The sequence below is a fragment of the Curtobacterium sp. MCLR17_055 genome, assembly GCF_003234305.1.
GTDB classification, from domain to species: Bacteria; Actinomycetota; Actinomycetes; order Actinomycetales; family Microbacteriaceae; genus Curtobacterium; species Curtobacterium flaccumfaciens.
Map to the genome: position 1 here is coordinate 159,231 of NZ_QKSX01000001.1, position 16,078 is coordinate 175,308.

Below are 16,078 nucleotides of genomic sequence, written 5' to 3' on the forward strand. Positions count from 1 at the left end.
GTGGTCGGGACGTGCGCGGGTGCGGGGCGGCGAGTGGTCGGGACGTGCGCGGGTGCGGGGTAGCCGGTGGTCGGGACGTGCGCGGGTGTGGGGCGGCGGGTGGTCGGGACGTGCGCGGGTGCGGGGTAGCCGGTGGTCGGGACGTGCGCGAGTGTGGCATTGCGGTGGTCGCACGTCGTCGCCGACCTCGTTCGTCGCGCGGTCACGACCCGTCGCGCGTGGGGCGTCGAGTGGTCAGGAACCGTCGGCTGCCGATGCGCCGGACGACGGTTCGTGACCGTTCGGGGGAACTGAGCGGGGTGTTTCGACCGCTGGCGAGACGCGCGCACCGGCGGCGCGCCGCGGCGTTGCACGAGTGAGCGCTCACGTGCCAGGATGTGAGCGCTCACTGAGGACGACGAGGTTCTGGAGGAACACATGGGTGACGACCGCCGACAGCGGATCGTGGACGGCCGCACCACACTCGGGATCGAGCTCGGTTCCACCCGCATCAAGGCCTGCCTGGTGGACGAGGACCTCGTGCCCATCGCGGCCGGTTCCCACGAGTGGGAGAACGAGTACGTCGACGGCCGCTGGACCTACTCGCTCGAGGCCGTCGAGACCGGACTCCGTGCCGCGTACGCCGCCCTGGTGGCCGACGTCGAGGCGCAGTACGGCGTCGCCCCGAGCACCTACCGCGCGGTGGGCGTGAGCGCGATGATGCACGGCTACCTGGCGTTCGACGCCGCGGGCGAGCTGCTCGTGCCGTTCCGCACCTGGCGCAACACCTCGACCGGCCCCGCGTCCGAACGGCTCAGCGAGGCCCTCGGGTTCAACATCCCGCTGCGCTGGTCGATCGCGCACCTGTACCAGGCGGTCCTCGACGACGAGCCGCACGTGGCCGAGATCGCCGGCGTCACGACCCTGGCCGGCTACGTGCACCGCCGCCTGACCGGCCGGAACGTGCTGGGCGTCGGCGACGCGAGCGGCATGTTCCCGATCGAGGGCGGTCCCGTCGACAGCGGCCCCGGCGACCCGGGCGCGAAGGACTTCGACCACGCCATGCTCGCCACCGCGCAGGAACTGATCGGCGTCCCGGACCTGCGGTCCCTGCTGCCCGAGGTCCTCGTCGCCGGTGCCGAAGCCGGTGAGCTGACCCCCGAGGGTGCGGCCTGGCTCGACCCGACCGGCACGCTCGAACCCGGCGCACCGCTCTGCCCGCCCGAGGGCGACGCCGGCACCGGCATGGTCGCGACGAACGCCGTCGCCCCGCGCACCGGCAACGTCAGCGTCGGCACGAGCATCTTCGCGATGGTCGTGCTCGAGCAGCCGCTGACCACCGCGCACGAGGAACTCGACGTCGTCACCACCCCGGCCGGGGACGCCGTGGCGATGGTGCACTGCAACAACGGCGCGAGCGAGATCGCGAGCTGGGCCCGCGTGTTCGGACGCTTCGCCGAGGCCTCGAGCGAGCGGACCGGCGCGACGCCGATCGGCATCGACGACGTCTACGCGACCCTGCTCGCCGAGGCCGTCGCCGACGACACCGACCCCGACGCCGGCGGCCTGCTCTCGTTCAACTACCTGGCCGGCGAACCCGTCACCCACGTCGAGGACGGCCGGCCCCTGCTGCTCCGCACCCCCGGCGCGCGCTTCACGCTCGGCAACCTGGTGCGATCCGAGGTGCACGGCGCGTTCGCGACCCTGGCCATCGGCATGGACGTCCTGCACGGCGAACAGGTGCAGGTCGACCGGATGACCGCGCACGGCGGGCTCTTCCGCACACCCGGCAGCCCGCAGCGGCTCCTCGCGGCGGCCCTGCGGGTGCCGATCGCGCTCGAGGAGACCGCGGGCGAGGGCGGCGCGTGGGGGATCGCCGTGCTGGCCGCCTACCTCGAGCACACCGACCAGCAGCTCGCCGACTACCTGTCCGACACCGTGTTCGGCGGGGACGCCGTGCACGTGGCCGAACCCGAGCCGGCGGACGTCGCCGGGTTCCAGACGTACCTGGAGCGCTACCGGGCCGCACTGCCCGTGCAGGACGTCGCCGCGGCGGCGACCCGCCCCAGCGCGACCACAGGACCGACCGAAGAGACCGACGGCGCCGACCCGCGCCTCCAGACAGAGGAAGTGACCCGATGACGGACGCGATCGACGAGACCACACGCCAGGCGGTGGCGACGACGCGGGAGCGCGTCGCGCGCCTGCACGGCGAACTCGTCCGCTACGGCCTCGTGATCTGGACCGGCGGCAACGTCTCCGAGCGCGTGCCCGGCACGGACCTGTTCGTCATCAAGCCGAGCGGGGTGTCGAGCGACGACCTGACGCCCGAGAACCAGGTCGTCTGCACCCTCGACGGCGTGCCGGCCGAGGGCTGGGGCAACGAGCACGGCCCCTCCAGCGACACCGCCGCGCACGCCTACGTGTACCGGAACATGCCCGAGGTCGGCGGTGTCGTGCACACCCACTCGACGTACGCGACCGCCTGGGCCGCCCGCGCCGAGGCGATCCCGTGCGTCATCACGGCGATGGCCGACGAGTTCGGCGGCCCAATCCCGGTCGGCCCGTTCGCGATCATCGGCGACGACTCGATCGGCCACGGCATCGTCGACACCCTGAGCGGCCACCGCAGCCGTGCGGTCCTGATGCAGAACCACGGCGTCTTCACGATCGGCAAGGACGCGAAGGACGCCGTCAAGGCGGCCGTGATGTGCGAGGACGTGGCACGGACCGTCCACATCGCGAAGCAGGGCGGCGAGGTCGTCCCGATCCCTGAAGCAGACATCGATCGACTCTTCGATCGCTACCAGAACGTCTACGGACAGAACCCCGAAGGAGCCATGCGATGACGCAGGACACCACCGTCGCCCCCCAGGCCACGCTCGACAGCTACGAGGTCTGGTTCCTCACCGGCTCCCAGGGGCTGTACGGAGAGGAGACCCTGCGCCAGGTCGAGGAGCAGAGCAAGGCGGTCCACGCGGAGCTCGCCGGGCACCTGCCGGTGAAGCTCGTCTGGAAGCCCGTGCTCAAGGACGCCGACGGCATCCGCCGGGCGCTCATCGAGGCGAGCGCCGACGACAAGGTCATCGGCGTCACCACGTGGATGCACACGTTCAGCCCGGCCAAGATGTGGATCGGCGGCCTGCAGGCGCTGACCAAGCCGCTGCTGCACCTGCACACGCAGGCGAACGTCACGCTGCCCTGGGCGGACATCGACTTCGACTTCATGAACCTCAACCAGGCCGCGCACGGCGACCGTGAGTTCGGCTACGCCCTGGCCCGCCTCGGCGTCCGGCACGCCACGGCCGTCGGCCACGTCTCGGACCCCCGCGTCCAGCAGCGCGTCGCGAACTGGACCCGTGCCGCCGCCGGCGCCGCGGCCGTCCGCGAGCTGAAGCTCACCCGCTTCGGCGACAACATGCGCTACGTCGCCGTCACCGAGGGCGACAAGACCGAGGCCGAGATCGAGCTCGGCGTGCAGGTCAACACGTGGGCCGTCAACGAGCTCGCGGCAGCGGTGGACGCCGCCGCAGCGGACACGGCAGCGGTCGACGCGCTCGTGGCGACGTACGAGCGCGACTACGACGTGGACCCGTCACTCCGCAGCGCCGGCGGCGAACGGCACGCCGCGCTCCGCGACGGTGCCGCCATCGAGATCGGCCTCCGCACCCTGCTCGCGCAGAACGGCAGCGCCGCGTTCACCACGAACTTCGAGGACCTCGGCTCGCTCAAGCAGCTGCCGGGCCTGGCCGTGCAGCGCCTGATGGCCGACGGCTACGGCTTCGGTGCCGAGGGTGACTGGAAGACGGCGGTCCTGGTCCGCGCGATGAACGTCGCCGGCGCCGGCCTGCCCGGTGGCGCCTCCCTGATGGAGGACTACACCTACGACCTCACCCCGGGCGCCGAGAAGATCCTCGGGGCGCACATGCTCGAGGTCTCGCCGACGCTCACCACCACGAAGCCGACGCTCGAGATCCACCCGCTCGGCATCGGCGGCAAGGACGACCCGGTCCGCCTGGTCTTCACCGCCGACTCCGGCGAGGCCGTCGTCGTCGCGCTGTCCGACACCCGCGACGGCTTCCGCCTCACGGCGAACGTCGTCGACGTCGTGCCCCCGACCGAGGCCCTGCCGAAGCTGCCCGTGGGCCGCGCGGTCTGGGAGCCCCGGCCGTCGTTCCCCGTCGCCGCCGAGGCCTGGCTCACCGCCGGCGCCGCCCACCACACCGTCATGACGACGGCGGTCGGCCTGCAGGTCGTCGAGGACTTCGCGACCATGGTCGGCACCGAGTTCCTGGTGATCGACGAACACACCACCGCACGCGGGTTCCGCGACGAGCTGCGTCTCCAGCAGACGTGGCACCGTCTCGACCGCGGCTTCTAGAGGAGTCAGGACCCACGATGGACGACGTGATCGCGGCCGAGCGCACCCGCACCAACTGGGCGGGCAACGTCACCTACCGCGCCTCGGCGCTGGCCCGGCCGACGTCGGTGGACGAGCTCCAGCAGCTCGTCGCCTCGACGCCGCGCCTGACGGCGCTCGGCTCGCGACACTCGTTCAACACCATCGCCGACACCGATGCCGTCCAGGTCTCGTTGTCGGACCTGCCGCCCGTGCTCGACATCGACACGTCGCGGCGCGTCGTGCGGGTCGCCGCAGGCATGACGCACAGCCAGGTCGCGGCCGGTCTGGAGGCCCGTGGCTGGGCACTCGGGAACCTCGCGTCCCTGCCGCACATCTCCACGGCCGGGGCCGTCGCCACGGGGACGCACGGCTCCGGTGTGCGGAACCCGTCGCTCGCGCAGACGGTGGTCGGCCTCGACGTCGTCCGCGCCTCTGGTGAGATCGCCCACGTCGACGCCTCGTCGCCCGACGGGCTGCTCGACGCCCACCGGGTGGGGATCGGCGCGCTGGGCGTCGTCACCGCGGTGGAGCTCGCGATCGAGCCGACGTTCCAGGTCGCCACGACGGTGCACCTCGACCTGCCGTGGGACGCCGTCGCCGCGCAGTTCGACCAGGTGATGTCCGACGCGTACTCCGTGTCGATGTTCACCTCGTTCGACGACCGCGGTGCCCGGCAGGTCTGGGTCAAGCACCGCGTCGACGAGGCCGCACCGACCGTCGACCTCGTGGCCCTCGGAGCCCGTTCGGCCTCGGGGCCGGTGCACCCGGGGGAGAACGACCCTGCCGGGGTCACCGAGCAGGGCGGCGTGCCGGGGCCGTGGTCGGAGCGACTGCCGCACTTCCGGTCCTCGTTCACCCCGTCGACCGGGGCTGAGATCCAGGCGGAGTACCTGATCCCCGCTGCCTCGGCGGTGGCGGCACTCGAGGCGCTCCGACCGCTGGCGTCGCTGTTCGCCCCGATCCTCATCGCCGCCGAGGTCCGCACCATCGCGGCCGACACCGCGTGGCTCGCACCGTCGTCCGGACGACAGTCGGTCGGCCTGCACTTCACGTTCCGCCGCGACGCCGCCGCCGTGGCCGCGGCGGTGGCCCGGATCGAGGACGTGCTCGAGCCCTTGGACCCGCGGCCGCATTGGGGCAAGGTCTCCGCGGCCAGTGCCGAGCGGCTGCACGAGGCGTACCCGCGGCTGTCCGACTTCGCCGCACTCGCCCGGGACCTCGACCCCACGGGGCGGTTCCGCAACGCGTTCCTGGCCCGCATCCTGTCCTGACGCGATGGACAGGTGTCCCGCACCACCGGCTGCGGTGCGGGACACCCGGGTCCTCAGTCCTTGCGAGACAGGTCGATCAGGAGCCTGACCACGGTCACGAGCAAGCTCGCGATCCCCAGCCATGGCACCCGACGCCTGGACCGATCATCGGTGTCGTTCGACATCGCTGACCTCCTGGTGTCGTCGCCGGCTGACACGAGGAGCTTCGGCCGAGGGATGCGTCGCCGAGCGGGCTCGGCTACCATCGGTTCCGAGCGTTGGACTCGGGATGGTTGACGCATCCCTTGGCTTTCCACTCGGAAGGCGAATCGAGGCCCGGAACTGTTGTCGCAGTCCCGGGCCTCACGCTTTCGCCCAGGTCGCGCTCCGGCGGTGACGCGACCGGAGCCAGCCTACGTGTATGTGTCCGCTGAAATGCAGCCGGAATCTCACAGGGGATCCTCATCGGATGCCCTGGCGAACCCCCGCCTCGGTGCCGGTCGTCCACATGTGAGGACGCAAAGGTGGGGGCATGGCGAACCTCAACCGCATCATCGGCATGGCCTCGAAGGTCATCGACAAGCAGCTCCAGAAGCGTGGGCAGGGGGGAACCGCGCCCGGCGCCGGATCGCAGCAGGGCGGAACCGACTGGCGCGGCATCGTGCGCAGCGCCGCGGACAAGCTGACCGGCGACGACCGGAACCAGCAACAGCCGCTGCAGCAGCAGTACGGCCAGCAGCCGTCGCAGCAGTACGGCCAGCCGCAGTACGGCCAGTCGCAGCAGTACGGCCAGCAGCCGCAGCAGCACGCCGGCACGCCGCAGCACGGGGCCGACGCCGACAAGGTCGCCCTGGCGAAGTACGACTACCTGCTCCGCACCTCGTCGCCGGAGCAGCTCGAGCAGGTCCACCACGACGCCTTCGCGCGGCTCACCCCGGGGCAGCGCCAGCAGGTCCGCGACCGCCTGAACTCCGAGCTCCCGCCCCACGAGCACCTGCGCGACGACTCGGCTGGCGGCATGGCCCGTGCGATGACCCGCGGTGAGATGTCGCGTCCGGGTCTGGTCCGACGGGTCCTCGGCGGTTCCGGCCGGGGTAACGGCAACGGCCGCGGCCGCGGTGGGGCCTTCGCCGGTGGTGCGGCGGTCGGTGCCGGCGCGATGGCGTTCGGTGGCCTTGCCGCCGCGGTGGCCGGGGGAGCGGTGCTGAGCGCTGCCGCCGGCCCGGTCCTGGCAGGGGCGGCCGACCTCGGCGTCGACTTCGAGGGCATCGCCTCGGGCATGGGCGACCTCGGACTCGGTGACCTCGGCGGTGGCGTCGAGGGCGTCCTCGGCGAGGGCGAGCAGCTCCTCGGCGGGTTCGGTGAGCAGGCCGCGGGGTTCGGTGAGCAGGCGTCCGGGCTCGGCGAGCAGGCGTCGAACCTCGGCAACGACTTCCTCGGCGGGCTCTTCGACCGCTGACGCTCCGCGGTGCGATCGCATCGGGAATAGCGGGACGGCGTCCGGCGCTTGCAATGTTTCGTCGTGCGTCGTCCGACGCACGCGAGATTCGGACGGGCCACCGTCGCGGTGTCAGGATGGACGCCGCCCGGCGGGTGAACCGTTCCGCCGTCGCAGCGACCGCCACCGCGATCGCGACCCCCTTCCCCGAGGAGCAGCACCGTCATGAGACGCCCCAACCGCCTGACGATCACCGCGGCCGTCGCCGCAGCAGCAGCCCTGGTCCTGACCGGCTGCTCGGGTGGGGGTTCGTCCGACGACGGCGCCGAGGGCACGGCCAAGGGCGGCACGCTCAACATCCTGACGCCGCAGACCTCGTTCCACCTCGACCCCGCGACCAGCCAGAGCCTCGGCATCACGTCGATGGGCCTCGTCGCCCGACGGCTCACCACGTGGGACGTCGAGCCGGGCAAGACGGCGAAGGTCGTCCCCGACCTGGCGACCAACACCGGGGTCTCGAGCGACGACGGCAAGACCTGGACCTACACGCTGAAGGACGGCGTCGAGTTCCAGGACGGCACGCCGATCACCACGAAGGACATCAAGTGGGGCATCGAGCGCTCGTTCGCGCCGACCCTCAGCGGTGGCCTGAGCTACCACAAGTCGCTCCTGGTCGGTGGTGACTCCTACAAGGGCCCGTTCGACGGCAAGTCGCTCGACAGCATCGAGACCCCGAACGACAAGACCATCGTCTTCAAGCTGAACGACGCGTACGGCGACTGGCCGTGGCTCGCGTCGATGCCCGCGTTCACCCCGGTGCCCGAGGGCGACGGCAAGGACACCGGCGCCTACGACCTGAAGCCGGTCGCATCCGGTCCGTACCAGGTGCAGTCGAACACGCAGGGCTCGCAGGTCACGCTCGTCCGCAACAAGAACTGGAGCGCGAAGACCGACGAGGTCCGCACCGCCGGCCCGTCGAAGATCGTCTTCAAGGAGAGCCAGGACCAGTCCACGGTGACGCAGACGCTCATCGCGGACAACGGCGACGCCAAGAACTCGTTCGGCGCCATCTACCTGGGTGCCGCCGAGCTCAACCAGGTCCGCAGCAACCCGGCCGCCCAGGACCGCCTCGCCACCTCGAAGGCCGGCCCGATCAGCTACATGGCGATCAACACGCAGCGCGGTGAGCTCAAGGACCTCAAGGTCCGCCAGGCGCTGCAGTACGCGGTCGACCGCAAGTCCTTCCGGATCGCCGCCGGCGGCGCGATCGCCGGCTCGTACGCCTCGACGCTCATCACCCCGGGCATCGCCGGACGCCAGGACTACGACCTGTACAAGACGAAGGCCACCGGTGACGTCGACAAGGCGAAGGAGCTGCTCAAGGAGGCCGGCGTCAGCAACCTGAAGCTGACCCTGGTCACGCAGAACGACCCCACGTACCTCGCCCAGGCCCAGGCGCTGCAGTCCGGCCTGAAGCGTGCCGGCATCGCCGTGACGCTCAAGCCGCTCGACTACGACTCCTTCACGCAGGCGACCACCAACGGCACCGACTTCGACCTGTCGCTGTCGAGCTGGCAGCCGGACTTCCCGAGCGCGAACGCCAACCTGCAGCCCCTCTACGACTCGTCGCAGATCGGTGGCGGCGGCTACAACGTCTCGAAGTACAGCAACCCCGAGGTCGACGCCCTCATCGCGAAGGCCAGCTCCACGGTCGACCAGGACGACGCGCAGAAGCTCTGGGCCCAGGCGGACCAGAAGATCATGGCCGACGCCCCCGTCGTGCCGCTGATCTACGCGAAGCAGTCCTTCCTCGCCGGCTCGAACGTGCAGAACTTCCAGATCGCGGACTTCCCCGCGTACCCGAACTACCTCAAGGTCTCGCTCAAGCAGTGACCGAACCGATCCTGCAGGTCGAGGGGCTCCGCGTCGCGTTCGGCGACGCGGAGCCCGTCGTCCGTGACGTCTCCTTCGACCTGACGCCCGGCCGGGTCCTCGCCCTGGTGGGGGAGTCCGGCTCGGGCAAGTCCGTCAGCGCCATGAGCGTGCTCGGGCTCCTGCCGCCGCAGGCCTCGGTGTCGGGCAGCGCCCGGTTCCGTGGCGAGGAACTCATCGGTGCCCCCGTCGAGACGGTCCGCGCCGTCCGGGGTGCGGGCATCGGCGTGGTGTTCCAGGAGCCGATGAACTCGTTCACGCCCGTCCTGTCGATCGGCACGCAGATCGCCGAGGCCGTCCGAGCGCACCCGACCGGGCTCGACCGCGCCGGGGTCCGGGCGCGCGTCGACGAACTGCTTCGTGACGCCGGGCTCACCGACCCGGAGCGCATCCGGAAGGCCTACCCGCACGAACTGTCCGGCGGTCAGCTCCAGCGCGCGATGATCGCGATGGCCCTGGCAGGCGACCCGGTCGCACTCTTCGCCGACGAGCCCACAACCGCGCTCGACGTCACCGTGCAGGCGGGCATCCTCGACCTGCTGCGGCGGCTCGGTCGCGAGCGTTCCCTGGCTGTGCTGCTCATCACCCACGACATGGGCGTGGTCGCGGACGTCGCGGACGACCTGCTGGTGCTGCGCCGCGGGGACCCGGTCGAGCACGGGACCGTCGCCGAGGTCTTCGCCCACCCGACCGCCGACTACACGCGCGAGCTCCTCGCGGCCGTTCCCAGCCTGGAGGCGCGCCCCGCGTCCGCAGCGCCGGCTGCGGACCCGGACGCCCGGGCCGGCGATCCCGGCTCACGCGCCCAGCGACAGCTCACGGCTCCGGGCGCGCGTGAGGTGTCGCCCAGCGCGAAGACCGCTGCGGTGACCGACGAGGCGGACGCGAGTCGCGCCTCCCGGTCGCTGGTGGCGCGCCTGCGCGACGTCGCCGTGCGGTACTCGCGCCGAGGCGGACCGACCGTGTCCGGCATCGACCTCGACCTGCATGACGGCGAAACCGTCGGCCTGGTGGGCGAATCCGGTTCCGGCAAGTCCACGATCGGGCGCGCGCTCGCGGGCCTGGTGCCCGTCGTCGCCGGCTCGGTCGAGGTGGACGGCAGCGACCTGCGCACCGCTCGCGGACGACGACTGCGCGAGTTGCGCAGTCGGGTCGGCATCGTGTTCCAGGACCCGGCGTCGTCGCTCAACCCGCGGCAGACCATCGGCTGGAGCATCGCGGAACCGCTGCTCGTGCACGGCACCGACTCCGCTGCGGAGCGGTCCGAACGGGTCCGTGAACTGCTGACCGCTGTACAGCTCGACCCGACGTGGGCCGAGCGGTTCCCGCACCAGCTGTCGGGCGGCCAGCGGCAGCGCGTCGCCGTCGCGCGTGCGCTCGCACTGCGGCCGGCACTCGTCATCGCCGACGAACCGACCTCGGCACTCGACGTGACGGTGCAGGCCGCCGTGCTCGACCTGCTCGCCGGGCTGCAGCGGGAGTTCGGCTTCGGCATGCTGCTCATCAGCCACGACCTCGCCGTCGTCCGCCAGCTCGCCGACCAGGTGATCGTGCTGCGCGACGGCCGGATCGTCGAGCGGGGGAGCACCGACGCCGTGCTCGACGACCCGCAACAGGACTACACGCGCATGCTCCTCGCTGCCGCGCCCGTCGCCGATCCCGTGCGACAGGCCGCTCGCCGCGAGGCGTGGCGCGCGTGGGAAGGAGTGGCCTCGTGACGGCCAACGTCGTCGACCGACCGGTCGCACCGTCCGGCCGGACCACCGGCTTCCGGGCCGTGGTGCGACGCGTCCGGCAGGACCGCTGGGCGGTGGCTTCAGCCGTCGTCATCGCGGTGTTCCTGGTGGTCGCCGTGGCGGCCCCGCTCATCGCGAAGGCGTCCGGGCAGGACCCGTACTCGTACGACATCGACGCGCTCAACTCGTTCGGTGCGCCCCGGGGTGCGGGTGGCGGCATCAGCGGCGAACACTGGTTCGGCGTCGAGCCCCTGACCGGGCGCGACCTGTTCTCGATCGTCACGTACGGTGCTCGGACGTCGCTCGGCATCGGACTCGCAGCAACCCTCGTCTCGATCGTCATCGGCGTGCTCGTCGGCGTCACGACCGGGTTCTTCGGTGGCTGGTACGACCGGGTGCTCTCGCGGGTCGTCGACGTGATCTTCGGGTTCCCGTCGCTCGTGTTCATGATCGCCCTCACCGCGATCGTGCCGTCGTCGTTCCCGAAGCCCGTGCTCGTCGTGCTCGTCATCGGGTTCTTCGGCTGGCCGGCCGTGGCCCGTGTCGTGCGGGGGCAGACGCTGTCGCTCGTCAGCCGCAACTACGTCGTCGCCTCCACCGCGATGGGCGCCGGACGGTGGCACGTCATCCGCACGCAGCTGCTGCCGAACCTCGCCGCGACGATCACCGTCTACGCCACCATCTCGATCCCGTCGATGATCGGTGCCGAGGCCGCGCTCTCGTTCCTGGCCGTCGGCGTCAACCCGCCGACGCCGTCGTGGGGTCGCAGCATCGGCGACGCCATCGGCTGGGTGCAGACCGATCCCATGTACCTCGTGTTCCCCGGAGCCGCACTGTTCCTCATCACCCTCGCCTTCAACGTGCTCGGTGACGCCCTGCGCGACGCCCTCGACCCGCGAGGGGGCACCGCGTGAACGCCGCCACCTTGCGCTTCCTGGCGATCCGCGTGCTCGGGGCCGCCGTCGTGCTGCTCGTCGTCGCCGCCATCACGTACGCGCTCTTCATGCTCCTGCCGACCAACCCGGCCCGAGCGATCTGCGACAAGCCCTGCACGCCGGACCGGCTGCGAGAGGTCCAGGCGTTCCTCGGCACCGACAAGCCCTGGCTCGCGCAGTTCGGCGCCTACCTGGCCGGCATCTTCACCGGCCGCACCTTCGGCAGCGGCAACAGCGTCATCGAGTGCGCGGCGCCGTGCTTCGGGTACTCGTTCCAGCTGCACGAGAGCGTCACCGAGCTGATCCTCGCGCGCCTGCCCGTCACCGCTTCGATCGCAGTCGGCGCTGCCGTGCTGTGGCTCGTCGTCGGGGTGTTCGGTGGCACCGTCTCGGCGCTGCGCCGCGGCACCTTCGTCGACCGGGCCGTGATGACGGTCGCTGTCGCCGGTGTCTCGTCCCCGGCGTACCTGGTCGGGCTGCTCGGCATCCTGCTGTTCGGCTTCGTGCTGGGGATCCTGCCGACGAGCGGGTACGTGGCCTTCGGTGACGACCCAGTCGGCTGGTTCACCCACCTGATCCTGCCGTGGTGCGTGCTCGCGTTCATCAGCGCGGCGATCTACGCCCGGTTGACCCGTGGCGAGATGCTCGAGTCGATGTCGCAGGACTTCGTCCGGACCGCCCGGGCCAAGGGGCTGCGGGAGCGCCAGGTCGTCGTGCGGCACGGGCTCCGGACCGCCATCCTGCCCGTGGTGACGCTGTTCGGGCTCGACCTCGGGTCGCTGCTCGGTGGCGCGGTCATCACCGAGAAGGTGTTCTCGATGCAGGGCCTCGGCGCGCTGCTCATCGACGCGGTGCACACGCTCGACCTGCAGGTGGTCGTCGGCTTCACGCTGTTCTCGGCGCTGCTCATCGTCACGGCGAACGTGATCGTCGACGTGGTCTACGCGTTCGTCGACCCGCGGGTGCGGCGCCGGGCGTAGGGGCGCCCCCGCTCGTGCCGAGCCTCGCACCGTGCGAGGTCAGGTGCCCCCGCCGCTGTTGTGGTGCGAGGTTCCGTACTCCGTGCGAGCGCATCCGCCTGCCACGGAATCGGGAACCTCGCACCAGAGCGCCCGCCCCTCGCACCGTGCGAGGTCAGCCGGCCGTTGCCGCGCCGTCCCACCACCGCAGGACCCGCGTCCCCATCAGGGTGAGCCACTTCGAGCGTTCGCCCGCCGGGACGTCGACCTCGAACCACTGCCGCCCTGGTGCACGTTCACCTTGGGTCCAGGTGCCGTCGGCGTTGCGAGCCGCCCGGACGAGCTCGATCGCCTCGGCAGCACGTGGGTCCGGCGGGGTCCCGTCCTGCAACCCGGCCGCCCGCAGGTGATCGGTCGTCCGAAGCGCGGTGTAGATCCATCGCGACGGGTACGCGAAACGGTGCACCCAGGAGCCGACGAGCTCGCCGTCGGACTTCCGGTACAGCAGCCGCCGTTCGAGCAGGTACTCGGCTCCGCGGTGTCGGGCGGCGCGGAGCTCCGTGGCGCGCGGGTGCGATCCCTCGGACAGCTGCTCGTGCTGCAGCAGCCCGTCGAGCACGTTGAGGGTCGAGTGGAACGACGACACGGTGGACCCTTCGACCCACTCGCAGTTCCAGCCACCGTCGGCGAGCTGGTGCTCGAGGATCCACTCGGCGATGTCATCCACGTCAGCACCGAGCCAGGTGCCGTTGGCGAGCGTGAAGGCGTTGATGCAGCAGTCCACTTCGCCGCCCCAGTACGGCAGGTCGTCGTAGTCCCACCGACTGTTCTCGGCGAGGCGCACGGCGGTGTCCCCGAGCACAGCGGCGTCGAGCCCCCAGTCGCGCAGCGTGTTGAGCGACCAGGTCGTCGCCGTGTAGGGCTGTCCGGCGGCCTGGGCCTCGGGACCGTCGGGGTCGAAGTCGGCGGGGAAGTACGAGCCGCCAGCCCACTGTCCGTCCGGGTCCTGGTGAGCGAGGAGCGCTGCGCCGAACCCCTCGGTCGCGACCCGGGCACGGGTGGCCTGCCACGTCGCGGCGGGGGCGTCGACGAGGTCCCGCTCGACCTGCCAGCGCAGTGCCGGGTCGGAGGCGACGAGCCAGTCGACCACCGTGTCGTCCGTCATGGCGGGGAGACTACTCGCTGCTGCGCGCCGTGCGGGACGACCGAGCAGCATCAGGCCGGACGACGCACCATCCGGTAGACCGAACCGTTGTCGGTGCGCGTCAGGACGCCGAGGTCCACGGCGTCCCGGCGCACGACGGAGACATCGGTCGCGAACATGCCGATGGCCGCGTTCAGGACGGCCTCCGGCACGGCTCGCTCCTGTCCGAGTCGCTCGAACACCAGCTCCACGATCCGGACGGACAGCGCATGTCGTTCGACGTCCTTCACCGGCATCCGCTCGATCCGGTCGAACTCGAGCACCGCTGCCGGCGACTGCAGCCGTTGGAGTTCGCGTGACGTCCTGCCGAGCACCGACGCGTCGGGACCGTCGTCGGTGAGCCAGTCGAACGAGTCGATCGCTGCCCGGGTGCGGTCATCGACGGGGCTCCCGCCGAGCACCGCTGCTCGCAGGGTGGGGGACGCCAGGACGGAGACGACCTGACGCGCGCGCCCCACCACCCGGGCGACGTCCATCAGAAGTACGTGATGCCGTGCGGCGTCCGCGGCGGCAGCAGCATCGCGCGGAGCAGCTCCACCGACGCCGGGTCCGCAGCGCGGACGAGCCCCGCGGCGGCCAGGGTGACGGGGGAGACCGACCCGATCAGCAGCGCACCGAGCTCTGCGACGTCGAGCTGGACGTCAGACCCGGCCACGTCGACGTCGTCGGCGATGCGCGTGACGGTGCCACGGGCCTCCTGGACGTCGAGGCGGTACGTACCGGTGGTGAAGCCGAGCGCGTCGGTGACCCCGAGTGTCAGCGACCCGTCGACGGCGAACGGCCGCGAGGCCAGCACCGTCGGCACGTCGAGCACGCGCAGCCAGACGTGGTCCTCTTCGTGGTCGACGTCGTACGCACGGTTGTCGCCGAGCGCCGCGACGATGGGGTCGTCGAGGCGGGAGCGGTTGTACTTCACGACGTCGTTGAGGTCGACCGAGAGCAGGAACTCCCACAGCGCAGTGTAGGCCTGGTCGTCCGCGTAGACCAGGTCGACGATCTCGAGCGCGGTGTCGGAGCCGCGGTCCTCCTTGACGCGCCAGGTCACGTAGCCGTCGATCTCATCGGAGCCGTCGGGACGGTGCACCGCCGCACGGACGTCCTTCGCCTTCTGCCCGTCGTGCCCGAGCAGGCCGAACACGATCGGCCAGGTGCCGGTGTTGCGGACCATCGAGCCGGGGGTGCGGACGTGGAACCGGTCGAAGACCGCCTTGCCCGGGCCGTCGGCCAGCCACTGCGGCGTGACGACCGACACCGTGCCGGAGGTCGGGGCGAGCAGGGGGAGCGCGCGCTCGCGGCGGACGTGCACGGCACGCTCGCGGATGGCGCAGCCGAAGCCGAAGCGGCGGTAGATGGTGCCCTCGGACGCGGTCAGCGACGCGACGGCGTAGCCTTCGGCGACCCCGCGCTCGAGCGCGTGCGTCATCATCCGGCGCAGGATGCCGCGGCGACGCTCGGTCGGGCGGACGGTGACCGCGGAGATCGCCTGGGTGTCGACGGAGGACCCGTCGCCCCAGCTCAGCGCCTTGCGGAACCACGTGAAGGTGCCGGCCGGCCACGTCTCGTCGACGGACCCCGGGAACGGCTCGCGCACGTAGACCCCGAGGAACGTCTCTTCGTCGGCGATGAAGTGCGACGCCATGCGGGCTGCGCCCTCGGCGTCGGGGTCGGCTTCGTGGAAGCCCATCCCGACGGCCTGCATCCACGCTGCCGTCTCGGCGTTCGGTGCCCCCTTGTCGTCCGTCCCGGGCGCGAACTCGCGCAGCTCGTAGCGGTCGTCGAATGCCTCGTTGCTCACGTTCCGACACTATCGGGACCGGGTGACGTCGCGACAGGCGCGTGGTCGGTCCGGTCGGACTGGAGGCCCGGATCGCGTCCGGCGGACTGCCTGCGGGGTGCGGGTGGCCGGTTCGGGTGCCGGGTTCGGGTGCCGCGGACGCACGGTGCGGGATGCAGGGCGGGCCGCACGGTGCTGGGATTCCGGGTGGCGGGCCGCAGGGTGCTGGGTTCGTCAGTGGGGGCGGCGGAGGTGGTTCGGTGCAGGGTCGTGGCGGGGCACGGGGCGGGCAAGTTCGCACGAGTCAGGAGATCCGGCACGGTGCGGTTGTGTGGCTCTGGGCACGAGCTCGCACCGGGAGCGGGAACGCGCACGGAGTCGCCGCCGCTGCACGGTGCGCACGACGAAGCCGGCACGGTGCGCTTCCGTGGTCGCGTCCTTGGGGCTCACCCGGAGCCGCACGGTGTGG

12 protein-coding genes are annotated in these 16,078 nt (G+C 71.6%); 9 read left to right on the forward strand and 3 right to left on the reverse strand.

From position 1 onward, the window contains the following. The first annotated feature begins 417 nt into the window (after nucleotides 1-417). The 9 genes from DEJ09_RS00700 (at nucleotide 418) to DEJ09_RS00740 (ending at nucleotide 12,652) form a co-directional block, all read left to right on the forward strand. Complete coding sequence (locus DEJ09_RS00700; RefSeq protein ID WP_111087327.1) at nucleotides 418-2,121, forward strand: xylulokinase; 1,704 nt, start codon at nucleotides 418-420, stop codon at nucleotides 2,119-2,121. Then, nucleotides 2,118-2,828 carry an L-ribulose-5-phosphate 4-epimerase gene (locus DEJ09_RS00705; RefSeq protein WP_071247850.1) on the forward strand — a complete coding sequence of 237 codons (711 nt, stop codon included), beginning with the start codon at nucleotides 2,118-2,120 and terminating at the stop codon, nucleotides 2,826-2,828. The genes DEJ09_RS00700 and DEJ09_RS00705 overlap by 4 nt, the downstream gene beginning before the upstream one ends. Beyond that, nucleotides 2,825-4,360 (forward strand): L-arabinose isomerase, encoded by a 1,536-nt coding sequence (araA, locus tag DEJ09_RS00710; RefSeq protein WP_111029926.1) that lies wholly within the window; start codon nucleotides 2,825-2,827, stop codon nucleotides 4,358-4,360. Before DEJ09_RS00705 ends, araA begins: the two co-directional genes overlap by 4 nt. Before the next feature lie 17 nt (nucleotides 4,361-4,377). Next, nucleotides 4,378-5,652: an FAD-binding protein gene (locus tag DEJ09_RS00715; RefSeq protein ID WP_111087328.1), complete on the forward strand. Its 1,275-nt coding sequence runs from the start codon at nucleotides 4,378-4,380 to the stop codon at nucleotides 5,650-5,652. A 511-nt stretch (nucleotides 5,653-6,163) separates the two neighbouring features. Beyond that, on the forward strand, nucleotides 6,164-7,090 hold the full coding sequence (locus DEJ09_RS00720; RefSeq protein ID WP_258373746.1) for a cation-transporting ATPase: 927 nt from the start codon (nucleotides 6,164-6,166) through the stop codon (nucleotides 7,088-7,090). A 204-nt stretch (nucleotides 7,091-7,294) separates the two neighbouring features. Beyond that, a complete protein-coding gene (locus tag DEJ09_RS00725) occupies nucleotides 7,295-8,962 on the forward strand; it encodes an ABC transporter substrate-binding protein (RefSeq protein WP_071404254.1) in 1,668 nt (555 codons plus the stop codon). After that, nucleotides 8,959-10,719 (forward strand): ABC transporter ATP-binding protein, encoded by a 1,761-nt coding sequence (locus tag DEJ09_RS00730; RefSeq protein ID WP_111087329.1) that lies wholly within the window; start codon nucleotides 8,959-8,961, stop codon nucleotides 10,717-10,719. The genes DEJ09_RS00725 and DEJ09_RS00730 overlap by 4 nt, the downstream gene beginning before the upstream one ends. Beyond that, complete coding sequence (locus DEJ09_RS00735) at nucleotides 10,716-11,651, forward strand: ABC transporter permease (protein WP_111087330.1); 936 nt, start codon at nucleotides 10,716-10,718, stop codon at nucleotides 11,649-11,651. Before DEJ09_RS00730 ends, DEJ09_RS00735 begins: the two co-directional genes overlap by 4 nt. After that, nucleotides 11,648-12,652, forward strand: a complete 1,005-nt coding sequence (locus DEJ09_RS00740) for an ABC transporter permease (RefSeq protein WP_111087331.1) — start codon at nucleotides 11,648-11,650, stop codon at nucleotides 12,650-12,652. The genes DEJ09_RS00735 and DEJ09_RS00740 overlap by 4 nt, the downstream gene beginning before the upstream one ends. Before the next feature lie 154 nt (nucleotides 12,653-12,806). Here DEJ09_RS00740 and DEJ09_RS00745 read toward each other — a convergent pair whose 3' ends face one another. Genes DEJ09_RS00745 through DEJ09_RS00755 form a run of 3 tightly spaced genes read right to left on the reverse strand, consistent with a single transcriptional unit; the run spans nucleotide 12,807 to nucleotide 15,630 of the window. Next, on the reverse strand, nucleotides 12,807-13,796 hold the full coding sequence (locus DEJ09_RS00745) for a squalene cyclase (protein ID WP_111087332.1): 990 nt from the start codon (nucleotides 13,794-13,796) through the stop codon (nucleotides 12,807-12,809). A gap of 50 nt (nucleotides 13,797-13,846) precedes the next feature. Continuing rightward, a complete protein-coding gene (locus DEJ09_RS00750) occupies nucleotides 13,847-14,311 on the reverse strand; it encodes a DUF2087 domain-containing protein (RefSeq protein ID WP_111087333.1) in 465 nt (154 codons plus the stop codon). Beyond that, nucleotides 14,311-15,630: a GNAT family N-acetyltransferase gene (locus tag DEJ09_RS00755; protein WP_111087334.1), complete on the reverse strand. Its 1,320-nt coding sequence runs from the start codon at nucleotides 15,628-15,630 to the stop codon at nucleotides 14,311-14,313. Before DEJ09_RS00755 ends, DEJ09_RS00750 begins: the two co-directional genes overlap by 1 nt. Between the last annotated feature and the right edge of the window lie 448 nt (nucleotides 15,631-16,078).